The following is a 25,922-nucleotide window of genomic DNA, read 5'->3' as shown; positions in this document are numbered from 1 at the left end:
TCATTGGATGGGACATGAGAAGTTGCTTCACACGGCTTGCACACAAAGGGGGATTTTAAATGAATGTCTTAAGCAGTTCTGTCATCACATTTATTTTGATCGTCATTATTCTCTATATACTATTTACGACTTGGCTGACGATGCGTTTCCGCAGTAAATCCAATTCAGAATTTAACAATGCTGCTAAGTCACTTCCAGCCATTGTAGTCGGTATTTTGCTCATGAGTGAATTCATTGGAACGAAATCCACTGTTGGAACTGCAGAATCTGCCTTTACGCATGGGCTTTCTGCTTCATGGTCTATTGTGACCGTCGCTATCGCCTTTTTTATCTTTTCCTTTTTCTTAGTAGGCAAGTTTTATCGAACAGGGCAGTACACCATTTCAGGTATTATCGATCAGAAGTTTGGGAAATCAACGAAGCTAGTTGTTTCTGTTATTATGATTGCTGCATTACTGCTTGTGAATCTAGGAAACTATTTAAGTGGGTCAGCTGCTATTGCATCCATTTTAGGGCTTCCTTTAATGACCTGTGCGATCATTACGGCCGTTGTGAGTACATTTTATTTTACATTCGGAGGAATGAAAGGGGTAGCATGGGTCACGATCCTTCATTCGATCGTGAAGTATGCGGGGATTTTAATTACACTAGGGGTAGCCCTTTATTTAACAAAAGGCTTTGAACCGATGAAACAAACGATGCCTGATCATTTCTTTACATGGGACGGGACAATTGGATGGGGGACAATTGGAGCTTGGTTTATAGGAAACATGGGAGCCATCTTTGCTACGCAGTTTATTATTCAAGCAATCACCTCGTCGAAAAGTGAGCGTGAGGCAAAGAAATCGACACTTTATGCAGCTCTGCTTTGTTTGCCGCTCGCCGTTGCGATTGGTGTGATCGGTGTAGCTGCACATTATTTGTATCCAGACATTGATCCTATTTATGCCTTCCCTGTCTTTTTACAGCATATGAATCCAATTTTGAGTGCCATTGTGGCAACATCGCTTGTGGCATCCATTTTTGTCGGTGTGTCGACGGTCGCGCTTGCGACGACAACCTTAATTATCGATGATTTTTATGTGCCGAAAATGAATCCAACACCAGAGCAGAGAATGAAAATCACGAGGTATGTGGCTGTACTCGTTGGAATTGTGCCTCTTGTCGGAGTGGCACTTGCGCCGGAGCTGCTGTCCCTTTCCTTTTTTACAAGGGCGCTTCGAACATCGATCGCCGTTGTAGCAGCAATGGGCTTTTACTTGCCATACTTTAATTCAAATAGAGGGGCGACCATTGGCCTTGCTGCTTCAGGTGTTACAACGACGGTTTGGTATTTACTCGATAATCCGTTCGGAATCGATAATATGTATATTGCCATTATCATTCCTTTCCTTGTGCTGGTAATCGATCGACTTATCAGTCCGCCTGCTAAAAAGGATCAATCATTGAAAGGAGAATTGTCATGACAAATGAAGAGACTATGATGAAAATAGATGGAATTTTGCGACAAAATGAACAAGATACAGAGAGAAAAGAAGCCTTTCTGCCAACAGACTGTGTGCAAAATCATGCGGCCAATCTACTTGAGCTGGATAATGGAGATGTATTATGTGTTTGGTTTGGCGGAACGCAGGAGGGAATACCTGATATCTCAATCTATATGTCGAGACTCAAACGGGGAAGTAACAAGTGGACAGAGGCAGTGAAGTTATCTAACGATCCTGCACGCTCTGAACAAAATCCAGTTCTGTTTCAAGAGGGAAATGGCAGACTATGGCTGCTGTATACCGCGCAGCTATCTGGGAATCAAGATACCGCCATCGTGAGATACCGGCTATCAGAGGATAGAGGTGAGACATGGGGTGAGATTGATACTTTGTTTGAACAGCCGGGTACGTTTATACGGCAGCCGATTGTTGTACTGGATAATCAAGATTGGCTGCTGCCCGTCTTCTATTGTAAGACCATTCCAGGCGTCAAATGGACAGGGAACCGGGATGTCAGTGCTGTGAAAATTTCATCCGACCAAGGAAAGACATGGGATGAGGTCATTGTACCAAACAGCACGGGCTGTGTTCATATGAATATTGGAAAGTGTGCAGACGGGTCCCTCATAGCCCTCTTTAGAAGCCGGTTTGCTGATTCGATTTATATCAGCCGTTCCGTCGATCATGGACGGACATGGTCTGAGCCAAAGGCGACGGAGCTGCCCAATAATAATTCATCCATTCAATTTACAGTGCTCCAAAATGGGCATCTTGCCCTAGTCTATAATCATATCAATGCGGATGAGCAAACAGAAAGAAGAGCTTCTTTATACGATGAAATTGAGGATGAAGGTGATACGCGCACGGCGGTTGATACAGAAGCACGTCCAGCGTTTTGGGGAACACCGCGTGCACCAATGACTTTGGCGCTCTCTGAGGATAATGGTAATACATGGCCTATCAGACGTAACCTTGAAGTGGGTGATGGATATGCGATGACAAACAATTCAAAGGATAAACTAAATCGAGAGTATTCTTATCCATCCATCACGGAAGGAAAAGACGGGAAGCTGCATATTGCGTTTACGTATTATCGGCAGGCGATCAAATATGTGTGTGTGACAGAAGAATGGGTCAATCGCACTTCTTAAATGCAAGAGGGCCCTGCTTCTGGTGAATTGTAACCCTCATTTGCTTCATTTATAATTGATGTTTGGAGGGTTGTCCCCATTTTCTATCGGCTGGACTCCCTCAAGGTATGTCTCATGATGAAGAGATAAAAAATGGGGGTCCTTTTCATGAATATCAAAGTGTTAGGTGTTGCGCCGTATAAAGGGTTGGGAGATGTGTTAATCGACCTTGCCAAAGAAGAAAAAAATATCACATTCCAGCTTGTAGTCGGAGATCTTCGGTCTGGTGTTGCTCTCGCAGAACAAGCAGAAGCTCAAGGGATGGATATCATTATGAGCCGGGGCGGAACAGCTGCGCTCATTCAAAAACATGTGAACATCCCAGTAGTGGATATCCCTGTGTCAGGGTACGACTTGCTTCGTGCCTTAACGCTGATAAAAGATTATCAAGGTAAAAAAGCGGTCGTGGGTTTTGAAAATATCACTCAAGGTGTCCGCACCATTGGGGAATTATACGGGATTAAAATTGATATTTACACAGTGCAGCAAGAGGAAGAGGTATGGGATCTCTTAAAACAATTACAAGATCAAGGGACACAGGTTGTGCTTGGAGATGTCATTACAGATAAAGCGGCTAAAGAGCTGGGAATGCAGAGTATGCTCATTACATCAGGTCGTGAATCGGTCAAAGAAGCATTTCATCAAGCAAAACAAATGTATCGTTTATATAAAGAGGCGACAGCTGAACAGCGTCTTTTTCGTGAAATGATTGATCAAGAGCCAAAAGGCATGCTGATCGTCGATCCACACAACAAACTTCATTTTATGAATCAACAAATGAAACAATGGACAGAAAAAGGATTATTTGCACCGTCTACTTCTCATGCCGATGTGATTACATGGTGTCCAGCACTTGAACCGGCACTAAAGGCGATTCGAGAAGGGAAACAAAATGGTTATTCTCAAATATCTCATCAGCAGCAAGTGTGGCATGTCAAAGGAAGCATGCTATCGAAAGGCGAGTTGCTTGTCACGATTGAAAGGCCTTCGGCTGTGATGAATCAAGAAGGTCATCGTATTTGGACGCTTGCGTCGCCTATTCATTCAGAACATCCATTTGCTCTTTTTACAGAACAGAGCCCGAAAATGAAAGATGTGATCAAAAGGGCAAAAGCGTTTAGCCAAACGGAGCGCTCGATTTGCCTGTATGGTGAACAAGGAACTGGTAAATCAAGCCTTGCATTTGCCATCCATCAAATGAGCGAGAGGAAAGATGAGAGCTTTACGACGGTACATTGCAGACGTTTGATAGAACCGGAAGATTTAAAATCAATCCCTCTGCATCAAAAAGGGACGATGTTTCTAAAGGATATTGAGAGCGTTCCAATGGATATACAGCAGCTCATTGCCGAGCAGATGCATCATCATCAGAATATTCGCTGGATGGCTGCGTCTCAAGTGGATTTGTTCAAATTGATGCAATCTGGAGCGTTTTGTGAGGAATTATATACAGGCTTACAGGAGCTCACGATTCATGTCCCTCCGTTATCTGAACGGCCAGAAGATATTGAGGACATGAGCAGGTTATTTATTGCGGAACTAAATTCTCTTTACGGGACGCAGGTGGTTGGGCTGTCAGCAGATGTGATTGAAGCCTTTCAACACCAGAAATTCAGAGAAAATGTCAGGCAGTTCAAGCGGATCATTGAGGAGCTTGTGCTGACGACAAAAAGTGGATATATCACGTTGAATAAGGCAAAGGCAGCAATTGATCAGCTTGTTTTTGAAAATGAAGAAAAGCAGCTGTCCAGCTATTTGAATGGAACGCTTGATGAGATTGAAAGACGGATTATCAAAACGGTGCTGGAAGAAGAAAATATGAATCAATCAAAGGCGGCAAAGCGGTTGAATATCAACCGTACGACGCTATGGAGAAAGCTAAAGGAATAATATGTAATGAGGCCGAGGTGTCTAAATGACAAACGATCTATTAAAAAAAGGAGCGAAACTAGAGCAAAAGGTAATCATTGTGGCGGATGATTTGACAGGTGCCAACGATACAGGTGTTCAATTTGTCAAAGCGGGCTTCACAGCCTCTGTCCTGTTTCAGCCGTCATTTGAAGGTATTGACAGGTATAAAGAGGATGTGCTGATAGTGGATACCGATTCACGAAGTATGTCTTCAGAGAACGCCTACCATGAGGTCAGCCAAATGGTGCAGCCATTTCTCCAAGATGAATCGCACCTTTTCTTAAAAAAAATAGATTCAACATTAAGAGGCAATATAGGAATTGAACTGCAAGCACTAATGGATATTGGCCCATTTGATGCGGCGGTTATCGCACCTGCCTACCCAGATGCACAAAGAGCAACCAATGATGGCATACATTATGTGGAAGGAGTGCCTGTTCATCTGTCAGAGGCAGCAAAGGATCCGAAAACACCAGTTTTGACATCCAGCATATCAGATTTAATTGAGGAGCAGACGAACGTCAGACCAAAAAACCTTTCTCAACAAACAATCGGCGAAGAGCTCAAAGGAATGAATGATGAGGTATCATCGTTATTGAAGCATGGTCACCAATGGTTTGTGTGTGATGCAGAAACAAGTGATGATTTAGGGCGGATTGTGGAAGTGTTTATGAAGATGGATAAAAGAATACTATGGGTCGGTTCAGCGGGACTAGCTGGTGCATTATCGGCATATGTCGCTAAACATAGAAATACTTCTCGCCTTAAAAAACAGAGACCTGTCCTCATCGTATCTGGAAGTGCCTCTCAAAAAACAAATGAGCAGTTTGCTTATTTAAGAGAAACTCACGATTGTTTTGAGATAAAAGTGAACCCGCTGAATGTATTAAACGGCCGTGAAGCATGGGAACGAAAATCAGTTCTCGATCAACTGCGTAAGCGTCAGAACGAAGATATTCTCCTTTACACAGATGCACGGCCAGAGATGGTTGAAAAGATGATGGTTTACGGAGAAAAGAAAGGGCTGTCAAGACAAGAGGTTGGAAGTGCTTTGTCCGTCTTTCTTGGAATGATCACAAAAGACATTGTCACATTATCAGGAATGAGACGACTTTTCCTAACTGGCGGAGATACAGCGCGGGCGATTTGCCAAGAGCTTGGAGCAGGAGGTATTCGGCTGCTGAAAGAAATTGAACCTGGCATCCCGCTCGGTCAGCTTGTTGATACGAATTTATATGCGGTTACGAAAGCAGGAGCTTACGGTCAAAAAAATTCAGTACTCCACGCGGTAGAAGTGCTGAAAAAGATAGAGGGGGAAGTCGAATGTCAAAACCAATCATTGCTGTAACGATGGGAGATGCGGCTGGTGTTGGTCCTGAAATTATTTTAAAAGCTTTTCAGCAAACGCGTTTACATGAAGAAGCCATTCTATTTGTGATCGGAGATACCAGTATATTAAATAGGGCAAAAGACTTTGTGAATACAGATGTGGAGATTGTAAGTATCAAAGAACCAGAGGAAGCGGAGCAGGTGAAAGCCGGAGCAGTTCCGTGCTTAGACCTTAAGCTCTTAACGAACGAGATTCCAATTGGGGACATATCAAAAGAAGCAGGAAATGCTGCTTTCCGATATCTTGAAAAAGCCATTAGTCTTGCAAATGACCGTAGAATTGACGGCATTTGCACAGCGCCGCTAAACAAAGAAGCACTTCATAAGGCAGGTCATATGTATCCAGGACATACAGAAATTTTAGCTGACCTGACAGGTACAGAAGATTATGCGATGATGCTGGCGGCCCCTAACTTAAAGGTAGTTCATGTCACCACACATATTGGATTAATGGATGCCATTTTAAAGATTAATCCTGAGCGTGTATACACGACGATTAAGCTGGCACATGATACACTCGTCCGTTCTGGGATCTCTGCTCCTAAAATTGCTGTATGCGGGATTAACCCGCACGCTGGGGAGAATGGGTTGTTTGGGAACGGAGAAGAAGAGGAGAAGATCATCCCAGCGGTTGAACTAGCGCAGGAAGAAGGGATTCAAGTATTTGGGCCGCTGCCTGCTGATACCTTGTTCTTTAGGGCAGTAAGAGGTGACTTTGATATCGTTGTGGCGATGTATCATGATCAAGGGCACGGACCGATTAAGGTGCTTGGCTTAGAGTCGGGTGTAAACATTACAGTTGGGTTGCCGATTATCCGTACAAGTGTCGATCATGGGACAGCATTTGATATCGCAGGAACAGGAAAAGCTGATTCTGCGAGCATGGAAGAAGCTATTAGACAGGCCATCATGCTTTCTGGTACGAGAGAAAATCAATATGAAAAGAAAAAGAGCCTTTAAGAGAGGCTCTTTTTTTCTAGTTCATATACGTTCCGCCATTCATATTGATGGTTTCTCCTGTGATAAAATCCGACTGGTCAGAAGCTAAAAATGTCACAACATTTGCGACTTGTTCTGGTGTTCCAATCGTTTTCAAAGGAATTCTATCTAAAACCGAACGCCGGTATTCATCGCTCCACTGTTTGCTCATGTCTGTTTCAATTGGACCAGGGCAGACAGCATTCACATGAATGTGGTGTTCTGCTAATTCTTTGGCAAGATGCATGGTTAAATAATTGATGCCTGCCTTTGATGCACCGTATGCAGGTGATGCATTGTGATGAGGGGTTTTGCCAGTTGTAGAACTCATATTAATAATCTTTCCGCCTTGTTGTTTGATCATGTCAGGAATGACCGCTTGGCACATGAGGAACGTGCCGGTCAAATTAATATCAATCAATCGTTTCCACTCATCAAGGGATGTCTCGACTGTTGATTTTCGTAAATTGATCCCAGCATTGTTGACCAGCAGATCAATCTGTCCAAAATGTGTTTTCGCTTGCTCCACGAGTGAAGAGGCTGTCTCTGGTAAACTAGCATCACCAGCTACATAAACGGCTCGTTTCTCTTTTTTATTCAGTGAGGAGCAAACCTCTTGCAGCAGCATGTCGTTCGTTCCATTGAGAACGACGCGCACTCCTTCGCAGGCAAGTGCCTCTGCAATGGCGCGGCCAATTCCTCTGCTTGCACCTGTAATGATTGCTACTTTATTTTGTAAACTCACGTACATCCCACCCCATCTCTCATAATTAAAAAGCGCTTTCATTCATTATAAAACGGGATGTTTCATCATTCAACATATATAAGAGGGTTGGAGTGATTTTCAGTAAAAGTGTTTCATAATAAAACAAATACATCTTTTTAACTTCAGGTTATACTAAAAGGACAAAGCAGTAGAAAAGAGGGAAAACCGTTGAAACTTTATACGAAAACCGGGGATCAGGGCCAAACAGGCTTGATTGGCGGAAGAGCCGATAAAGATGATGTGAGAGTAGAGGCGTATGGTACGTTAGATGAGGCGAATAGCTTTATTGGACTCGCGCATGCAAAATTACGGCAGCATGGCGAATTGTTTCCGGACCTTTTGTCAGAGCTGATCGTTATACAGCATGAGCTGTTTGACTGCGGGGGTGATTTGGCAGCAGTCAAACCACGTAAAGAAGGCAAATTAACAGAAGCCTCTGTGACAGTCCTTGAGGAAAGAATGGATGTCTATGTAGAAGAGGCTGAGCCGCTTACTAAGTTTATTTTACCGGGTGGTCAGGAAGGCGCTGCTCTCTTACATGTAGCGCGGACAGTCGTCAGAAGAGCCGAGAGGCATATTGTGACGCTTGCAAAACAGGAGGAGATTCCAGCCGTTGCTCTCTCATACGTAAACCGTCTATCCGATTATTTATTTGCAGCCGCTCGAATTGTGAATTATCGGCTTGGTGAAGCTGATGTTGAATATGAACGAAGTGCCGATGTGTTTCGTTCTAAATAAGGAAAGCACTCTTCATAGAAGAGTGCTTTTTTATTAGGTTCTGCTTCTTAGTCTGAGCATTGTTACGACTCTAGTCGCAATCAAAGATCAATCTGTGACACGTTTTGCCGGCTTTCTTTTTTGACTATAGTTAAAGCAAGGAGCAAGAAAGGAGGCATGAAGATGAAAATAACAAGTAAAACCATTATCGGTTCAATTTTATTGTTTGTCGGTTTATCCATCTTCTTTGGTGGTTCATTAGGTGGGCTGATCCCGGTTTTGATTGGTGCAGGGCTCATCTATGTAGGTGTTAAAAAATACGAAAAAAGCAGTACAACCTTAGGTGTCATTCTAGCAGTCATTGGTGTACTGATCGTCGTGCAATTTCTGCCGTTTATACTCGGCATCGCATTTGCAGGGGTACTTCTTTATTTTGGCTGGTCGATGATCAATGGTGAATCTACCGAAAAATCATCAAGCAGAGCCTATATGGAGCCAAACACGGCACCTAATACGGAAGAACCGATTCATACGTCTTTTGATCAAGAATGGGAAGACTTTTTAAAGAAAAAATAAAGGGAGGAATATCAAATGGTATTAAGAAGAGTAAGAGATATGTTTGTTGCAACTGTCAATGAAGGTTTAGATAAATTGGAGAATCCGCGTGTCATGCTGAATCAATACGTTCGTGATATGGAGGATGATGTTGCGAAAGCGAAACATGCCATCATCAAACAGCAAACGATTCAGCAAGGCTTCCTGCGAAAAGCAGAAGAGACGGAAGCATTTGCTGAAAAGCGAAAGAAACAGGCCGAGCTGGCATATCATGCGGGAGAAGAGGAGCTTGCACGAAAAGCGCTCACAGAAATGAAGTATTTTGAAGAAAAGCACAACGAATATCAGGAAGCCTACCAGCAATCTGTGAAACAATTGAAAGAGCTGAAAGAGCAATTGCAGCACTTAGAAACGAAGCTGCGTGATATAAAAGACAAGAAGCAGGCACTGATTGCAAGAGCCAATGCCGCACAGGCAAAGCAGCATATGAATGATTCCATCAATAAAGTAGACAGTGAGAGTGCATATAAAGAGTTTCTTCGAATGGAGAACCGTATTGAAGAAATGGAAACAAAAGCAGGCAGCTATGCACAATTTGCAGATCAAGGGGCATATGCTCATTTAGACTACGCCGATGAGGTTGAAAGAGAATGGCAGAAGCTGAAGCTTGAGAAAAAGCCTGAACAGCAGCAAGCAAACGTATAGAGGTCAAATCGGAAGAAAAGCAGGCTTTTTCTTCCGATATTTGATTTCTTTCTGTTTCGCTTTTCCTTATAATGAAAAGGTCAGAAGATAAAGGGATGGTATAAATGAAGCGATTAATCGGTCTAATTTGTATACTTGTAGGTATCTTTTTAATGATTGGCATGCTTTTCAAAAATGAAAATCTCTTTCATTTAAGTTTTTCCCGTGAAAAACCAGTGACAACAGCTTCAGCGAAAAAAGAGGAGATTGATCAATTAGATATTTCTCTTTCTGGGTTTCGCGTGAAGGTAAAACCTGAAAATCGTTCTGATATCTCGGTGACTGCTGTCAATGGAAAAGGGAAAATGTATGCGGAGCAAACAGGCGGTACGTTCAAAATTCGTGCTGAAAATAAAAGCTTCTTGTTTTTTACTCAATTTGAAAAAGGAGAGCTTTTAGTTAAAATTCCAACAGATTATCATAAAAATGTGAAGATTACGGGTGGAAGCGGCGTCAGTGAGATTGATGGAGAAGGAAAGCTGTCCCTTCAAGATGTGATACTCAAATCAACGAGCGGAAACCTCACAGCTGAGAATTTCTCAGCAAAAAATGTAGAAATCAAAGCTACCTCTGGCAGACTGGCAGTGTCGCACATTGATGCGAAGGATAGTGATATTGGGGCAACTTCAGGGCGTGCCGATATTAATGATGTCAAAGGCGAGCTGCAATTGGGCATGACAAGCGGCCGATTGACAGCAAGTTTTGATACAATTGAGTCACCTGTCTCCTTTCATATGACATCAGGGAGTGCGAAATTTAATTTGCCAGATGACGGAGATTTCAACGTTCAGGTGAAAAAAACAAGTGGAAGCGTCGATCACTCGTATGACTTTGATCAAGTGGATAGTGAAGGTCGAGGCTTTACAGGTACGCGGGGAAAAGGGACACATGTAGTCGATATTGAAATGACAAGTGGTAACCTCAAACTGCGGTAATGAATGAAAGAAAGGAAGGAGGCGAGTCAACTGCGTTTTACAAGGAATCAAATTTTAGGCATCATTGTTGTGATATTTGGTATTAATTTATTTCTCAAAATTATTGGGATCGGAGCAGATTTGTTTTGGCCTGTGTTTTTTGCGCTGGCGGGTTATTGGCTGCACTCACGATCCAAACGTTGGCTCGGTTCAGTTTCCTATATTTTTGCCGGCTTTCTCTTCTTAAAATTTCTGCTCAATATTACATTTAGTTTAACAGGTTACCTATTTGCGGCCTTTTTGATTTATGCCGGCTACCGCTTATTGAAAAATAAACCTGTTTTTGATGTCGATAAAAAGGAAACATCAGACGAAGGGAAGCCTTCACTGAAAGTCAATCTTGAAAAAAAGAGCGATCAGAAGAAAACAAAAAGCCAGACAAAGCCGCGCAAAGAGCATGACTTTTTTATTGGTGAAGTCAGGCTGATGAAAAAGCCGTTTCAATTAAGTGATTTGACGATTTCAGGTTTTATTGGCGATGTTAAAATCGATTTATCAAAGGCGATCATCGCAGAAGAAGAGAGTACGATCGTGATTAGCGGGCTGATCGGAGATGTGGATATTTACGTACCGCAGGATATTGAAGTATGTGTGAGTGCTTCCGCCGCGATTGGTGATATGAAAATCATAGATGAAAAAAGAAGCGGGTTTGGCAGTAAAGTGTACGTGATGACCAACGATTACGATGAGAGCAAACGAAAAGTGAAAATCTCCATCTCTCTGCTGATCGGAGATGTGGATGTGAGATACTTATGAGGAAATTGCATTTAGGTCTCCAGTGGCAATCTGTTCGTCTTGGCGTCGGTATCTCGCTCGGTGTTGTGACGATGACGACACTGCCGATGTTTTTTTATTATCAGCTTGATCCGATGATCCTGCTTTCTACCCGCTGGTTTGGCATACCGTTTTTTTGTATTTTACTCATCGTTAGTCTTGCGATTGGGATTTCTGCCGGGAGTGTATTTGGCTATCAGCATAAGAAACGCCTCGATCAGCTTGTTGAGTCGATTTTGAAATTTGAAAATGGAAACTTTGCATATAGACTGCCGTCTCTTGGCGACGATGAAATTGGCTTAGCCGCCGATCAATTAAATGAAATGGCGAAGCGGGTCGAAGGGCAAGTAGCCTCTTTGCAAAAGCTTTCAAATGAACGGGCTGAATGGCAGGTTCAAATGAAGAAATCGGTCGTCTCAGAAGAGCGGCAGCGGCTTGCACGAGAGCTCCATGATGCGGTCAGTCAGCAGTTATTTGCGATTTCAATGATGACTTCAGCTATTCTTGAAGGCATGAAGGAAAAGGACGAAAAGATATTAAAGCAAATGCAGCTTGTCGAACGAATGGCTGGCGATGCACAAAATGAGATGCGTGCTCTTCTGCTTCACCTAAGACCGATCACGCTAGAAGGAAAAGACCTGAAAAAAGGCTTAATTGAGCTGCTAAATGAATTCCAAGCAAAGCAGCCGATTGATATTGATTGGGAAATCGAAGATGATGTTCCGTTATCTAAAGGAGTAGAGGACCACCTCTTCCGAATTGTGCAAGAAGCCCTGTCTAATGTATTTAGGCATGCAAAGGCGACAAAGGTAACTGTGCGCCTGCTCATAAGAAACCGGCAAGTGCAGCTAAAGATTATTGATAATGGTATCGGCTTTCAAACAGATCATGTGAAGACAGCCTCCTACGGACTTGAATCGATTCGAGAGAGAACAAGTGAAGTAGGCGGTGTCGCAGAGATTATGTCATTTGAGGGAAAAGGCACACAAATTGATGTGAAGGTCCCCATTTTTGATGAAGGAAAAGGAGAGAACGTTCGATGATTCGAGTGCTTTTAATCGACGATCACGAAATGGTGAGAATGGGTCTTGCGGCCTTTTTAGAGGCGCAGGCTGATATTGAAGTCATTGGTGAAGCGTCAGATGGACAAAAAGGTGTAGAGCTAGCCGTTGAGTTAAAGCCAGATGTGATTTTAATGGATCTTGTCATGGAAGGGATGGATGGCATCGAAGCAACGAAAAGAATTTGTCAGGAAATTGAAGATGCCAAAATCATCGTTCTGACGAGCTTTATTGACGATGATAAAGTCTATCCGGTGATTGAGGCGGGTGCTTTAAGCTATTTATTAAAAACATCCAAGGCAGGAGAAATTGCTGATGCCATCAGATCAGCAAGTATCGGTGAACCAAGACTTGAATCGAAAGTGGCTGGAAAGGTCATGAATAAACTCCGTCATTCATCAAATGGGTCCATCCTTCACGATTCATTAACAGCAAGAGAAATGGAGATCTTGAAGCTGATTGCGGATGGGAAATCGAATAAGGTCATTGCCGAGGAATTATTTATTACAATTAAGACGGTGAAGACCCATATTACCAATATTCTTTCCAAACTTGATGTGGAAGATCGAACGCAAGCGGCTGTGTATGCGCACCGTCATAAGCTGATTCAATAAAAAACAGCTTTCAGGTGAAAGCTGCTAGAACATGCGTAAAATTAGTCCTTCTGTCCTGTGATCGGACGTTCGGATAGTTGATGGAGCTCAGGAACTGGAAAAGCCTCCTGCTCCTTGGCCGATTTTTCTTCCAGGGTTTTCTTCATTTCGGATAAAAGCTTTACGCTCTCCTTTGCTGCTGCCGCTTTTTTTTCCTGCAAATCAATGATCTGTGAAAGTCCGACGAATAAACCGCCTCCCAACAGAAGGAGCGCAGGGGTTTGTCCATAATAAACCACGATCAAAAATGTGCTTGAAAAGCTGTCGGCTTCAATGAAGAAATCTTCTTTTGATTGCGTGAATACAACGATTAACAGAAGTATCCCTAGAATCAAAAATAGAATGCCGGCCGAAAGTAAAGCTCGTTTCATGATTGACACCCTTTTTTTCTTACCATTTTAACACACTCTATAAAGATTGTGTTGCGCCCTTAGTCCCGAAGTCACGGATTTTCACATTTGCCTTGTAACGAATGTCCGATTCACTAAAAATTTCATCCCAATGCTTCGCTTCTTTTCGAAAGTCCTTCGGATACGCAATACTCGCTTTTTGAGAAAACCCGCAAATATCTGCTTTGATCTCATGCTGTAATTCTCCAATGAAATCTTTTACGTTTTTCTCTATTCGACGCTCCACGACACCTTCAATCTCTTGGAGATACTTTTCATTAAATGCATTTTCCCGCTCATTCCAATCCTCAGACAACCTTCCTTCAAGCGCCACTGACACATTAAATTGATATTTTCCGCTCGCTGTTTTATTCGTTTCAATGTTGTGTTTCAGTTTAAAAATCTCAAACGAATAGATGCTGTGATCATATTCAAATTCAATCACTCCGCCTTTTCCGTCCCCAGTCAACAGGTTGTATGACTGCACGGCTAACGGAGAGATGCTGGTGAGAAATCGTCTGTTCTTAATAATAGAGGCTCCGTCGAGTATTAATTTCCCTTGATCCACACCGACTTTCGGAACAGCAAAAGATACGTTGTTTTGCATAGCAGAAGAAATATCTCCTAATGAAACGGGCTTGAACATACGTATGGTCGACTTTGTATTCGCAGAAAGATCATATAATGTAGAAGAAGCTGGCTGACCAGCGTCATTGATTTTCAGCAAGTCCCCAGGCTTTTCTGAGGTCATAAAGACGAGGCTTCCTCTCCTCGTTTCATTGTCGCGAATGAATTGATTAATGACGAGGTCGAAATTATTCTCATTGATGAGTTCCTCAGAAAATAAATACACCCTCAGCTGCTGGGCGAAAATCCGGTGACTTTTGAGCGTCGTTGTTCGGAATATTTGATGTACGGAATCACCACTAGTTTCTATAATCTTTGTTGGGTCTTTTACGCTGGATTCTTGTTCAATTTTTTGAGGAACAAGGACTTGCATTGATATTTTAAGCTTATGACCGTCATCTCCTTTATCTAAGCCATAACCAATCGCCATGTTGAGTTCCTCAATATTGGTACTATCCCAGCATCCACTTAATAGAAAAAGGGTCATTAATGCAAAAACCGCTTTCTTTTTCATGCCGCTTTCCGCCTCCTTTTAAAAAACACGATGATAAATAAGAGAAACGGGAGAATGCCGAATAAAAGGAAAAATAAATTGTTCACATAGGTTAAATAATCACGCACTGTATCAACATCCTTTGGGAAAACGGCGGCAAAGTAGATGACAATTCCCATCAACGTGAGTACGACTTTTTTGGGTAATTTTGTTAGTTTGGATACCCCCATTGCAGCAAAAAACGTATATCCTACAAAGCTCGTATAAAGCTGAACAAGCCAAACGATAAGCAAAAAAGATTCAATCCGCTCAATAAAGATCCCCTGTATATCGAACGATTGAAATAAAGCAATCGTCGGCCAAGTCAACGTCGCAGTTTCTTTCACAGTGAACGCACCAACGACAAGAATATAGGTGAATATATAAATGATCGCAGGAATCAAAAAGCCGATTGCGCCATAAGCAAAGGTGTGTTTTTGCGTGTTCATATAGACAGGCATAAACAGCATCATTTCAATGCCGACAAACGAAATGGCTGATGCATTAAAGGATTTGAAGACAGGTGAGAAGCCCTCGCCTAAAACAGGCCGGAGGTTATCTAACTTAAACTCTTGAACACTGAGTCCGTAAGCAATAAATAAGATAATCAGGGTGACAATGAGGAAAAAAGGGCACAGTCTGGCAAAATCACCAATCCCGCCGACGACAAGATAAAGACCGACCAAAATAAAGCTGATCATTGTCACCGCTACAGGAGTGTTTTGAAGCAAAAAGAACTTCACCATTTCCGACATAGCCCGCACTTCATAGCTGGCAACGCCGAGAAAATAAATAATAATGAGCAGGTTAGCAAGGGCACCGATCCACTTGCCAAGCCCCTCGTTCGTATAATCATAGTAAGAGGAGAAGGGGACTTTTTTCATCATAAGGACATTCGCAAAAATAAATACAATGTAAATGCCACTCATGAGTAAGAGCGCAATCCAGCCGTCAGGTGTAGCTGCAGCCTGAGCCATTGCTCTTGGCAGAATCATCATACTTGCACCTAATGTTGTATTGGCAATGATGGCACTTGCCTGATAGCTGGTGATCGACTCTTTATGATTGACCATATCGTTCTCCTTTCTTTTGATTTTTTAAAGGCAATCGAATGATGGAATTGTCTTCGTTTTTATAGCTGAACACAAAATCTGGTGAGAAATAAGGCGTCCCAAAACTTTTTTGCCGTGTTAAATGAGTAAGGAGAACGAGCATGAACAGCACAATCCCATATAAACCAAAGGTAGCTGCTGTAAACATGGACACAAACCGGAGCACGCGGAACGACATGCCCATCCCATATTGCGGGACAGTGAATGATGCGAGGGCAATCACACTGACGATAATCACCATGATCGAGCTCACAATATGAGCCTGAACGGCCGCCTGCCCGATGACAACTCCGCCTACAAGTCCAATCGTTTGCCCGAGCGGATTTGGCAGCCTTAAACCTGCTTCCCGCAGCAGCTCAATCGTTATCTCCATGATTAGTGCCTCCACAATAGGCGGAAAGGGGACATTTTCTCTAGTGCTTGAGATTGAAATAGCAAGAGTTGTTGGTAAAAGCCCTTGATGGAAGGACACAAGCGCAATATAAATGGCTGATAAAAATAATGTCAGAAAAATAGAGGTAAACCGCAGCATCCGAATGAGAGAGGCAGCGATCCACCTTTCATAATAATCATCGGGTGATTGCATAATCGTCGCGAGAGAAGCAGGTACAATTAACACAAAAGGTGAATGGTCAACAAAAATGGCGACACGTCCATTATTTAAAGCAGATGCCACTTTATCCGGACGTTCTGTGTTTTGTATTTGCGGGAAAGGAGAGTACACATTGTCCTCAATCAGTTCCTCAAGAACACCGGAATCTTGTATATCATCAATAGTGACTTGCTTGAGCCGTTTTTTCACTTCTTTTAAAACAGATGATTGAGCCATACCGTCAATGTACATGATGGTCACTTTGGTGTACTTTTTTTGACCAATCTTCATGTCGACGGTTTTAAGATCGGGGTTTTTCAAGCGCTGTCTTACAAGAGCTAAGTTCGTATCTAAATCTTCAATAAAGCCAATTTTCGGTCCTCTCACAACTGTTTCAGAGGTAGCATCCCCTATACTGCGTTTCTTTGTTCCATGCGTTTCTAAAATATACGCATGCTGAAATCCGTTAATCAGAACAACACAATGCCCATCAAAAATCGCATCGACCAATTCCTCGGTGGTCTTCACCGAACGGGTGGTCATCATCGATAAATTGGATTCCAGCTTCTCTTTTGTGAGTGACGTATGATCTTGGAGAAGCAGCTTTAAAAAGGTTTGAATCTCCATCTTTTCGTTCATTTCTTTTATGTATAAATAGTAAACCACCTGTCCGTGAGGCAGCGTTTTTTTCTCATGGACCAAATCGTCCATTTCCTTTAATTGTGGAAGGAGGACGGAGAGATTATCGTATAAGTGCTCTTTTAATGGAGTTTGATTCATTCGGATCACCCGCCTCAAATCTTTTTCTTAGCATTACCTGCTTGAAAAAACAATATTCTGTGTTACATTATTTTGTGGTAAAAGAAAGAATGAGGGTTTTGGAGGAAACAAGATGGCACAAATTCGTTTAGCAGGAACAAAAGAGGAGATCGACCGTATTCTACAGTCGTTTGACAAGCATTATGAGGTGACATATACATCAAAGGATTACGGAAAAACGAACCCAAAATACAAATATTCGAAGGATGTTCGCGTTTATATTGAACTAAAATTAAAATAAAGATAAAATTTTAATTGAAAACGCTTAAAGGATTTTCGTTTTTTGTATAGAATAGAGTTGAGTGATGAGAAGCTATGGAGGGATACATAATGACGGAATTTAGAATCGAAAAAGACACAATGGGCGAAATCAAAGTGCCGAAGGACAAGTTCTGGGGTGCACAAACACAACGAAGCAAAGAAAATTTCAAAATCGGTTCTGAGAAAATGCCAAAGGAAGTTGTGAATGCGTTTGCAATTTTGAAACGTAGCACAGCGATTGCGAACGAACGTCTTGGCAACCTTGAAAGCGAAAAAGCAGAAGCTATTGCTGCTGTATGTGATGACATCATCAGCGGAAAGTATGACGAGCATTTCCCGCTTGTTGTTTGGCAGACAGGCAGTGGAACACAAAGTAACATGAACATGAACGAAGTCGTTGCAAACAGAGCAACTGCTTACTTGAAAGATAAAAATAGCGAGTTCAGCATTCATCCGAATGATGACGTTAACCGCAGCCAAAGCTCAAATGATACATTCCCAACGGCTATGCACGTGGCAGCTGTTTTAGCTGTGTACAAAAAATTATTGCCTGCTATTGACCAGTTAAGAACAACTCTTGATGAGAAAGCAAAAGCGTATCAAGAGATTGTGAAAATCGGCCGTACGCACCTGCAGGATGCAACACCGCTGACAGTTGGCCAAGAGATTAGCGGCTGGGTATACATGCTGGACCGTTCAAAAGAAATGATTCTAGAATCAACTGAAAAAATGAGAGAATTGGCCATTGGCGGAACGGCTGTTGGTACAGGCATTAACGCACATCCTGAGTTCGGTCAATATGTTGCTGAGGAAATCAGCCAGCTGACAGGTCAAACATTTAATTCTTCACCAAACAAATTCCATGCGCTGACAAGCCATGATGAAATTACGTATGCACACGGTGCTTTAAAAGCACTTGCAGCTGATTTAATGAAAATTGCCAATGATGTGAGATGGCTTGCAAGTGGTCCTCGCTGCGGAATTGGTGAATTGATCATTCCTGAAAATGAGCCTGGAAGCTCCATTATGCCAGGAAAAGTCAACCCAACCCAAAGTGAAGCTTTAACCATGATTGCAGCACAAATCATGGGGAATGATGCCACAATCGGTTTTGCGGCAAGCCAAGGAAACTTTGAGCTGAACGTATTTAAGCCAGTCATCATTTATAACTTCCTGCAATCAGTTGAACTGCTTGCTGACGGCATGAACTCATTCCATGACAAGTGTGCAGTTGGAATCGAACCAAACCTTGAAACGATTGAGAAAAACTTAAACAATTCATTGATGCTTGTGACGGCACTAAACCCGCACATTGGATATGAAAATGCAGCGAAAATTGCGAAGCTTGCGCACAAAGAAGGATTAACACTAAAAGAAGCAGCACTTCAATTAGAGCTGTTAACAGAAGAGCAGTTCGAGCAATTTGTGAAACCAGAGGAAATGGTGACACCGAAAGCAAAATAAGAAACCAGGGGCGGCTGCCCCTGGTTTTTATGTGGGAAGATATTTGAGGTGAATACTTGTGAGAACATTAAAGACAAGGTTTATTAGATGGTTGCGGACACGTGATGTTGAATTCTTTCAAGTAATGTCCCAAGATACGGAGGAGTCAGCTTTTTTGTTATACATTGATCAAAGACGGCCTGAGGGTGGGAATCATATTGATATATTTTTGATTTCTCATTTTGAGCTGTCAGAAGAGTCGTATGAAGATGTTCTAAGTTTCAATAATGATATGCTTGGCTTTAAACCAACCTGTTCGTATTGTATGGACACACTGTCGATAGAGGAAGAATTTGAATTTGATTTTCCTTGTGACATGCTTGCTGTTCAAAGATATGTAGATGACTTACTAAATAGAGTTCAAGCCAGCAAACTTCCTGAACTGACACATAAGGATTTTGATTTTTTATCACAACAATAAACCCAGGGAATCCCCTGGGTTTTACAAATGATCCTCTTTCAAAATGCGCAAAAGAGATTCGGAGTTGGTTTGAAGCGGTGCATATAATTTCAATTGGTACAGCATGCCTTTCACGATGACTTGTCTTGGTTTTTGTTTGTTTAATTCATTTTCCAGAATGCCAAGTGCTTCAAATAATTCAGGCTCGTCTTTCACTTCATAGTGTGCTTCAGCCATCTCTCTTAATTCCTGTAAAAGAGATTCTGTGAGCGGATCGAATGACCTTTCATAAATCGGACCAAACCAATCGCTCGCTTGATCTACAGAAATGAGAGGAAGATCATTTCGCTTCATCATACCGCCCATCAAATCATCGATACGGTGAATCATGGTTGTGGCAAGCTCTTCTGCTTCCAGCTGAAAATCATATAAAATCGCAAGCTCGAAATAAACGTGGCTCATGCCCTCAATCGTCAAACATAAATCAGCCATATAAGGAATGGCAGCGTCTCCATACACTTGTTTAATATTATCGATATGAAGCTGAATCGTCGCAAGCCTAATTTGTTTTGCGAGCTGCTGCGTTTCTTGAGTCATAGGAAGCGCTCGATCGCTCAGCTGCATTTTAATAAAATCCTTTTGCTGCAAAATATTATCGTAATAGACAGTGAGCTGTTTGCGGTAGGCTTCTTTTGGTGTGCCGCCCTCTGTTTGAACCTCATGAATCCGGGTAAATACCTTATCGTAATAGTAATGAAGGATCGAAATGAGCAATGCTTCCTTTGATTTAAAATAAAGATAAAAAGCACCCTTTGACATGTGGCATTCATCCGCAATTTCCTGAACAGACGTTGTGTTGTAGCCTTTGCTGGCAAATAATTTCATGCCAGCCTCAATGATCATTTTTTCTTTCTTTTTCAATATGAATGTCATCCTTTCTTACCGAGAGACAAATGTCTTAGGAAACGTGCGCAAAGAGATGTGACTTATTGGTCATAAACGACGAAAGTTTTCAAAAATTAATCAGATTGTAACTTGTTTTTTACAGTGTAATTCTTTATATTATAAAGTAAGGTGACCAACTGGTCAAAATATGTGAAAGGATGATGTTCCATGAGAGAAATCGATGATATGATTAGACGCTTGCGAACAAAAGGGATTCAAGTAGAAAAAGTCAAAATGCCGAAAGAGACAACCATTGAAAAGAAATGGATGTATCAAGCTGGCAAAAAGATCAAAGCCACATACCGTGATTTCAATGGGTATTCATTCATTTAAAAAAGACTGCGGTCAAAAACCTACAGTCTCTTCTTAGGAACCATGATTGTATAACGTACACCTAGATCATCATTTTCAATAGATATGGACGCTTGATGCATTGAAAGAATTCTTTTGACAATGCTTAATCCAATACCGAATTCGCCCTTTTTTCCCTTACTAAAAGGTTCGTATAGGTTGGACAGCATATGTTCTTCAATTGGAGGACCGTCATTACGAATGATAATGCGGATTTGATCCTCTTCTTGTTTCATCTGAATATCAATCTTACTTTTTGCGTAGCGAAGTTGATTTTCTAGTACATTCTCAAATAATTTGCTCCATTGTTCTGGATCGCCTTCAAGAGCAGCCTCATCATCTAAGTCCACGTTCCACTGCAATTCATTTTTCGACCAGCGTATTCGGTCGACCACTTCCAGCATCGTATTACTGAGTAGGAAGGAAGAATGTGCGGGATGTTGTTTAGATAAATAATCAAGCTTTGTTAAGTACAGCAGATCCTTGATTTTCTTCTCAAGCTTTTCCGCTTCACCTTCAATGACTTCCACCGTTTGTTCAAGATCTCCTTTAGGAAAAATACCATCTTTAATGGACTGCGTGTAGCCGCGGATGACCATGACAGGTGTTTTTAAGTCATGTGAAATATTCTGCAAAAGTGTCCGTTCTGTTTCATCTTTTTGAATGAGTTTTTTTCTCATTTCTTCAATGGTATGACCAAGTTTGCCAATTTCATCTTGCCGGTCAACGATGACAGGATCGTCCCAGTCCTCTTGTGCAATGCGTTTGACGTGCTTTTCAAACGCAACGATTGGTCGGGATAGATAGCGGGCAAGCCAAATCGATGGAATCCAGCTTAGTAAAATAACAGTGCCTAAGATAAAGATCAGCTGTTTAAACAGCGTAAAGGACAGGTCATCTCGATAAGAGTCTGGTGCATAGGACAGAAGAATATATTGTGTATTGCCTGATGATACTTTTTTGATGACAAAAAAGATATGCTGGCCGTTCACCTCTTCAGAATACCGTTTCGTTGCGCTTTTTTGTTTTTTCACAAACGATTGGATTTTCTCAATAAAAGCATGCGGAAAAAACTGCGCCATTTGATCTAATTCATCTGACGGGATCAAAATGTGCTGCACGGAGCGGTTTTCCGGTGTCGACTTTGGCGAGCCGTCTCGGTTCAATGGATATTCTGTCAGCACTTGCTGTTCATTTTCGATATTTTTATAAATTTCATTTGTAAAGAAGTCACGTAATGTATTGGAAAATAGAATAATCAGGACAATGGAAATGGTGAGCAAAATGCCAGAGATCACAGCCCAAATTTGAAAAGCGAGCGGTTTGTTCTTCATCCTTTCAGCATCCTATAGCCAAATCCATAGATGGTCTCGACCTTTAAGTCGGGCATTTTTTTACGCAGCCGTCTAACAAGGTCATCCACCACACGATCTGTCCCGAAGTAATCGTGTCCCCAAATCTTGACGAGGATATCTTCACGAGAAAAAGCATGTCCCTGGTGATGTGTAAATAAAAGCAGCAAGTCAAATTCCTTAGAAGTTAAGTTAATGAGCTGCCCCTCTTCATAGACCTCTCTTACATCCTCATGAATGACATAAGAAGAAACTGAAGTGACGCTTTGCTGCTGCGGGGTATCGCTGTTTTTATACATAAGCTCCAGCAGCTTTTGAACCCGAATGATCAGCTCACGAGGAAGAAACGGCTTTGCAATATAATCACTGCTTCCCAGCTCTAAACCGAGGACACGGTCGATATCTGCATCACGTGCTGAAATGAAAATGACCGGTACGTCAGGTGATGCGGCTTTAATTTCTTTTATGAGGGTATAGCCGTCTGTATCAGGCAGCATGATATCTAAAATCCATAGATGCGGCGGCTTGTTTATGGCCTCGCGTGCCGCTTCTCCGGTTAAAAAAGAGGAGACATTCCAATCTTCACTCTCTAAATATTTGGTTAACAGTTCATTTAAATTTTGTTCATCTTCAACTAAATAAATGGTGTACGACAAAGTCTTCCACATCCTCTCAACGTCATTATAACGGGATACGAAGGCGGCATGTCAACAATCACACGCTTTTTTCACAATTTCACATATTCTTCTCATCATTATCCCATAATGTTTGATTATGATAAGGTCAAGGGAAAAAAGGGCATAGACAAAAGGCGGATGAATAGGTGCTTTTCATCAATGTGCGCACCTTGCTTTTTTTCTATGAATAAGTATTATATAATTTGACATATTGCCATAAAGTATTTTTCAATGATCTTTCCATTAAGAGGACCTGAGTCCTATCTAGACATATGAATGAAACATGATGTAAAGGAGTGCAAGCGATGGATTTCCGAAGAGAAGATGAAGAGAATAAGATGAATCATCCAGAAAATCAAGACAATGAAATGAATCATCAAAAAGATACCCATCAAGAGAATGAGAAACAAATAGACGCACCAGAAAAAGAGAAGGAACTCGTTTTTCACCAGCATGAAAATGAAGCATCTGCCTCGCAGGAGAGTGTGACAAAGCATTCTCCTCAAATGGTGGATGACCGTGCGTCGAAAAAAGAGAAAAAGCGGAAGGCGGCATGGCTCAGCCCAATTCTTGGAGGAATTATTGGCGGGGGTCTTGTACTTGGCATTACACCGCTTTTGCCGCAGTCACAGGATACAGCTGCCAACACGCAAACGCAGACCGCATCAAGCGAGCCGGCAGCCTCAGATAATTTCTCGACAAAACAAATCACAAATGCCACAAATGTGGCTGATATGGTAGAAGATTTAGAGCCCACTATTGTTGGGGTCTCAAACTATCAATCTACACAAAACTCGTTTGGCTTGAGCGGTGATCAAACAGAAGCTGAAGCTGGAACAGGCTCTGGTGTCATCTTCAAAAAAGATGGAAAAAAAGCGTACATTATTACAAATAACCACGTTGTCGAAGGGGCCAATAAAATCAAGGTCACCCTTTATGATGGAAAAACAAAAGACGCAAAGCTTGTCGGCAGTGATGTCATGACCGACTTAGCCGTTGTTGAAATGAACGCAGACGGCATTGATAAAGTGGCAAGCTTTGGTGATTCTTCTAAGCTTCGTGCTGGAGATAAAGTCATTGCCATTGGGAATCCGCTCGGTGCACAGTTCTCAGGTACTGTGACAGAAGGAATCATTAGTGGTCTTGATCGTACCGTAGAAGCAAATACGTCATCTGGTACGGTGGAGATGAATGTACTGCAAACAGATGCAGCGATTAACCCAGGAAACAGCGGGGGGCCACTGATCAATACAGATGGTCAAGTCATTGGCATTAACAGCTTGAAAATCAGCGAAAGCGGTGTGGAATCACTCGGATTTGCGATCCCAAGTAACGATGTCAAACCGATTGTAGATGAGCTGTTGAAAAATGGAAAAGTCGAACGTCCATACCTTGGCGTACAAATGATTGACCTTGAGCAAGTGCCTGAGACGTATCAGGAAAATACGCTCGGCTTATTTGATAAACAAATCGGCAAAGGCATTTACGTAAAGGATGTTTCAAAAGGTTCACCTGCTCAAAAAGCAGGCCTGAAATCTGGAGATGTCATCATTAAGTTCAAAGGAAAAGACGTAGTGAACAGCTCTCAGCTGAAAGAAATTCTTTACAAAGAAACAAAAGTCGGCGATAAAACTACAATGACTGTCATCCGTGAAGGAAAGAATAAAAATCTAGATATTACCCTTGGACAGTCAGATAGCGAATAAATGAAAAAACAGGTGGATGTCAACATGTCCACCTGTTTTTTTGTGCTTATTTTTTTGAAAGTGTACGTAGTATGATCTGTTCCCACATGTTCCACGGCAGAAGCTGCTTTGCTGTGAATGAAAGTCGTACACCTTTTCCAACAAGATATCTCAGCCGTTTCAGCCGTCTCTTTTCTGCTAAACGTACAACAAGCTCTGCTACTTCACGAGGATCTCCATAGTTGGATTTCTGGGCATCAATATGGGCCATCATCTTTTGATAGAGTTTTGTGTATTTCGATCCTTCTGCTGGCTGAATCATTTGTTCGTTCATGGAAGTGTTCCAAATATTCGTCTGGAAAGAGCCCGGCTCGATCAAGGCCGCCTGTATACCGAACGAAGCCAGTTCAATCCGCAAGCTTTCTGTATAGCCTTCCAACGCAAACTTAGATGATACATATGGAGAAAGTGCAGGCATTCCCATTAATCCGCTGATACTGCTCATATTGAAAATCTTTGCACCACTCGTCATAAACGGCAGCACGGCTTGGGTCATTTCCATCACACCGAAGACATTCACTTCAAATTGCTGGCGGTATGTATCGACAGGAACCTCCTCCGCAAAACCAGCAAAGGCTGTTCCCGCATTGTTCACAAGCAGTGTAATGGGTGCATAAGCATGAAGCTTCTTCTGAAATGCTTGAATCGACTGCGTATCGGTCACATCTAACGCTTCAATATGTATCATGCCAGATAAAGAGGCTTCCTCGATTTCTTCAGCGAGCTTTTTGGCATTGGTTTCCTGTCTGACGCCGGCAATCACTGTATAGCCCCGCTTGGCGAGACACATCGTGATGAGCTTGCCAAAGCCGCTATTGGCACCAGTTACAATGGCTGTTCTTTTCATCATCCGGTCCTCCTTTTTGTTTCAATTTATCATAGTGGGCTGTTTTATTGAATAACAAAAAGGAGCCTGGAGAAGAATAAAAAGCGATGCTGTGAAATAGGAGGAAACACATGATGTGTTGGAAGAAGGCGGGACGAATAGGAGTGCTGCTCTTTATGCTGTCCGGCTGTCAATCAGTTGAACCGTTACAACAAACACATGAAGCAGAAGCAGAAAGTCTGTCAGCTGTTCAAATGAAGGAACTGCCATTTCAGCATGTGCATCTGCTTGTCCAATATGGACAGAAAAACGAATTATACGAAGCGACCTACCGTCAGGCAAGAGGCAAAGAGGAAGCAATCATTCGTGACCATATGAATGGAGCCCGCTATGAAGGAGAAGAAGCTTTGCGCGAGATGAAGATGAAGCTGAATGATATGTCGATTCCTAGTGCAAAGATCAATGAAGCGTATGTAAATGAACTATTAACTGCTTTTAATTTAGATGATGATTATCAGCGGATTCAGATCGATTTAAAGCTCGAGGATGGGACCAAACGTACATTCCAAAGGAAGAAATAAACGAGACTTTC

General features: G+C 42.1%; 27 protein-coding genes. 18 read left to right on the top strand and 9 right to left on the bottom strand.

The genetic code is table 11. The features are described 5' to 3' along the window. The first annotated feature begins 59 nt into the window (after nt 1–59). The 5 genes from NSU11_RS16070 to pdxA all read left to right on the top strand — a co-directional run bounded on the left by NSU11_RS16070 (nt 60) and on the right by pdxA (nt 6,937). Nucleotides 60–1,466, top strand: coding sequence for a sodium:solute symporter family protein (locus tag NSU11_RS16070; protein ID WP_024423435.1), 1,407 nt, complete (start codon nt 60–62; stop codon nt 1,464–1,466). Continuing rightward, nucleotides 1,463–2,638, top strand: a complete 1,176-nt coding sequence (locus NSU11_RS16065; RefSeq protein ID WP_111926707.1) for an exo-alpha-sialidase — start codon at nt 1,463–1,465, stop codon at nt 2,636–2,638. Before NSU11_RS16070 ends, NSU11_RS16065 begins: the two co-directional genes overlap by 4 nt. A 147-nt stretch (nt 2,639–2,785) precedes the next feature. Then, entirely contained in the window at nt 2,786–4,567 is a 1,782-nt protein-coding gene (locus NSU11_RS16060; RefSeq protein WP_187470517.1) for a sigma-54-dependent transcriptional regulator, read from the top strand. Nucleotides 4,568–4,592: 25 nt separating this feature from the next. After that, a complete protein-coding gene (locus NSU11_RS16055) occupies nt 4,593–5,936 on the top strand; it encodes a four-carbon acid sugar kinase family protein (RefSeq protein WP_342493672.1) in 1,344 nt (447 codons plus the stop codon). Further along, entirely contained in the window at nt 5,912–6,937 is a 1,026-nt protein-coding gene (gene pdxA / locus NSU11_RS16050; protein WP_103131599.1) for a 4-hydroxythreonine-4-phosphate dehydrogenase PdxA, read from the top strand. The genes NSU11_RS16055 and pdxA overlap by 25 nt, the downstream gene beginning before the upstream one ends. A gap of 16 nt (nt 6,938–6,953) precedes the next feature. Here pdxA and NSU11_RS16045 read toward each other — a convergent pair whose 3' ends face one another. Then, the gene (locus NSU11_RS16045) at nt 6,954–7,700 is read right to left on the bottom strand and encodes a 3-oxoacyl-ACP reductase family protein (RefSeq protein ID WP_024423430.1); all 747 of its coding nucleotides are present in this window, start codon (nt 7,698–7,700) and stop codon (nt 6,954–6,956) included. A gap of 189 nt (nt 7,701–7,889) precedes the next feature. Here NSU11_RS16045 and NSU11_RS16040 point away from each other — a divergent pair, with 189 nt between their 5' ends. The 7 genes from NSU11_RS16040 (at nt 7,890) to NSU11_RS16010 (ending at nt 13,160) form a co-directional block, all read left to right on the top strand. Then, nucleotides 7,890–8,459, top strand: coding sequence for a cob(I)yrinic acid a,c-diamide adenosyltransferase (locus NSU11_RS16040; protein ID WP_024426020.1), 570 nt, complete (start codon nt 7,890–7,892; stop codon nt 8,457–8,459). A gap of 162 nt (nt 8,460–8,621) precedes the next feature. Then, complete coding sequence (locus tag NSU11_RS16035; protein ID WP_024423428.1) at nt 8,622–9,014, top strand: membrane protein; 393 nt, start codon at nt 8,622–8,624, stop codon at nt 9,012–9,014. Nucleotides 9,015–9,029: 15 nt separating this feature from the next. Continuing rightward, nucleotides 9,030–9,698 carry a PspA/IM30 family protein gene (locus tag NSU11_RS16030; RefSeq protein ID WP_342493671.1) on the top strand — a complete coding sequence of 223 codons (669 nt, stop codon included), beginning with the start codon at nt 9,030–9,032 and terminating at the stop codon, nt 9,696–9,698. 104 nt (nt 9,699–9,802) lie between these two features. Further along, a complete protein-coding gene (locus NSU11_RS16025) occupies nt 9,803–10,672 on the top strand; it encodes a DUF4097 domain-containing protein (RefSeq protein WP_024423426.1) in 870 nt (289 codons plus the stop codon). Between the two features lie 3 nt (nt 10,673–10,675). Next, a complete protein-coding gene (gene liaF, locus NSU11_RS16020) occupies nt 10,676–11,467 on the top strand; it encodes a cell wall-active antibiotics response protein LiaF (RefSeq protein WP_171464668.1) in 792 nt (263 codons plus the stop codon). Next, nucleotides 11,464–12,528 (top strand): two-component system sensor histidine kinase LiaS, encoded by a 1,065-nt coding sequence (gene liaS, locus NSU11_RS16015; protein ID WP_024426016.1) that lies wholly within the window; start codon nt 11,464–11,466, stop codon nt 12,526–12,528. The genes liaF and liaS overlap by 4 nt, the downstream gene beginning before the upstream one ends. Further along, nucleotides 12,525–13,160: a response regulator transcription factor gene (locus NSU11_RS16010; RefSeq protein WP_024423423.1), complete on the top strand. Its 636-nt coding sequence runs from the start codon at nt 12,525–12,527 to the stop codon at nt 13,158–13,160. The genes liaS and NSU11_RS16010 overlap by 4 nt, the downstream gene beginning before the upstream one ends. Nucleotides 13,161–13,201: 41 nt before the next feature. Here the strand turns inward: NSU11_RS16010 and NSU11_RS16005 are convergent, their stop codons facing one another. From NSU11_RS16005 to NSU11_RS15990, 4 genes are read right to left on the bottom strand one after another with little or no spacing between them, the layout of a single operon-like run. Beyond that, complete coding sequence (locus NSU11_RS16005) at nt 13,202–13,570, bottom strand: hypothetical protein (protein ID WP_041107739.1); 369 nt, start codon at nt 13,568–13,570, stop codon at nt 13,202–13,204. A gap of 37 nt (nt 13,571–13,607) precedes the next feature. Then, nucleotides 13,608–14,729, bottom strand: coding sequence for a Ger(x)C family spore germination protein (locus tag NSU11_RS16000; protein ID WP_024426014.1), 1,122 nt, complete (start codon nt 14,727–14,729; stop codon nt 13,608–13,610). Continuing rightward, nucleotides 14,726–15,820 (bottom strand): endospore germination permease, encoded by a 1,095-nt coding sequence (locus NSU11_RS15995; protein WP_024423420.1) that lies wholly within the window; start codon nt 15,818–15,820, stop codon nt 14,726–14,728. The genes NSU11_RS16000 and NSU11_RS15995 overlap by 4 nt, the downstream gene beginning before the upstream one ends. Continuing rightward, nucleotides 15,807–17,231: a spore germination protein gene (locus NSU11_RS15990; RefSeq protein WP_034623851.1), complete on the bottom strand. Its 1,425-nt coding sequence runs from the start codon at nt 17,229–17,231 to the stop codon at nt 15,807–15,809. The genes NSU11_RS15995 and NSU11_RS15990 overlap by 14 nt, the downstream gene beginning before the upstream one ends. 112 nt (nt 17,232–17,343) lie before the next feature. On the opposite strand from NSU11_RS15990, the gene NSU11_RS15985 reads away from it, so the two are divergent. From NSU11_RS15985 to NSU11_RS15975, 3 genes are all read left to right on the top strand, one after another. Then, nucleotides 17,344–17,511: a YvzF family protein gene (locus NSU11_RS15985; protein WP_003213147.1), complete on the top strand. Its 168-nt coding sequence runs from the start codon at nt 17,344–17,346 to the stop codon at nt 17,509–17,511. A gap of 89 nt (nt 17,512–17,600) precedes the next feature. After that, nucleotides 17,601–18,995 carry a class II fumarate hydratase gene (gene fumC, locus NSU11_RS15980; RefSeq protein WP_024423418.1) on the top strand — a complete coding sequence of 465 codons (1,395 nt, stop codon included), beginning with the start codon at nt 17,601–17,603 and terminating at the stop codon, nt 18,993–18,995. 58 nt (nt 18,996–19,053) lie between these two features. Then, a complete protein-coding gene (locus tag NSU11_RS15975; protein ID WP_073207364.1) occupies nt 19,054–19,455 on the top strand; it encodes a hypothetical protein in 402 nt (133 codons plus the stop codon). A 21-nt stretch (nt 19,456–19,476) separates the two neighbouring features. Here the strand turns inward: NSU11_RS15975 and NSU11_RS15970 are convergent, their stop codons facing one another. Beyond that, the gene (locus NSU11_RS15970) at nt 19,477–20,355 is read right to left on the bottom strand and encodes a TetR/AcrR family transcriptional regulator (protein ID WP_024423417.1); all 879 of its coding nucleotides are present in this window, start codon (nt 20,353–20,355) and stop codon (nt 19,477–19,479) included. A 192-nt stretch (nt 20,356–20,547) separates the two neighbouring features. Between NSU11_RS15970 and spxO the strand changes: the two genes are divergently transcribed. Next, a complete protein-coding gene (spxO, locus tag NSU11_RS15965; RefSeq protein ID WP_003212782.1) occupies nt 20,548–20,712 on the top strand; it encodes an anti-adapter protein SpxO in 165 nt (54 codons plus the stop codon). A gap of 20 nt (nt 20,713–20,732) precedes the next feature. Here the strand turns inward: spxO and NSU11_RS15960 are convergent, their stop codons facing one another. Both NSU11_RS15960 and NSU11_RS15955 read right to left on the bottom strand, forming a co-directional pair. Next, nucleotides 20,733–22,064, bottom strand: coding sequence for a HAMP domain-containing sensor histidine kinase (locus tag NSU11_RS15960; protein WP_149126300.1), 1,332 nt, complete (start codon nt 22,062–22,064; stop codon nt 20,733–20,735). Further along, nucleotides 22,061–22,738, bottom strand: coding sequence for a response regulator transcription factor (locus tag NSU11_RS15955; RefSeq protein ID WP_342493670.1), 678 nt, complete (start codon nt 22,736–22,738; stop codon nt 22,061–22,063). Before NSU11_RS15955 ends, NSU11_RS15960 begins: the two co-directional genes overlap by 4 nt. A 326-nt stretch (nt 22,739–23,064) precedes the next feature. Between NSU11_RS15955 and NSU11_RS15950 the strand changes: the two genes are divergently transcribed. After that, nucleotides 23,065–24,465 (top strand): trypsin-like peptidase domain-containing protein, encoded by a 1,401-nt coding sequence (locus NSU11_RS15950; RefSeq protein WP_056765823.1) that lies wholly within the window; start codon nt 23,065–23,067, stop codon nt 24,463–24,465. 46 nt (nt 24,466–24,511) lie between these two features. On the opposite strand, the gene NSU11_RS15945 is transcribed toward NSU11_RS15950, so the two are convergent. Continuing rightward, nucleotides 24,512–25,351, bottom strand: coding sequence for an oxidoreductase (locus NSU11_RS15945; RefSeq protein WP_080652907.1), 840 nt, complete (start codon nt 25,349–25,351; stop codon nt 24,512–24,514). 113 nt (nt 25,352–25,464) lie between these two features. Here NSU11_RS15945 and NSU11_RS15940 point away from each other — a divergent pair, with 113 nt between their 5' ends. Beyond that, a complete protein-coding gene (locus NSU11_RS15940; RefSeq protein WP_025094132.1) occupies nt 25,465–25,911 on the top strand; it encodes a YusW family protein in 447 nt (148 codons plus the stop codon). Nucleotides 25,912–25,922: the final 11 nt, after the last annotated feature.

The organism is Bacillus sp. FSL R5-0712, assembly GCF_038593285.1.
In the GTDB taxonomy this organism is placed as follows: domain Bacteria; phylum Bacillota; class Bacilli; order Bacillales; family Bacillaceae; genus Bacillus; species Bacillus safensis.
The sequence above is the reverse complement of the archived record's forward strand: the minus strand, read 5'-3'. Positions and strand labels throughout refer to the sequence as shown.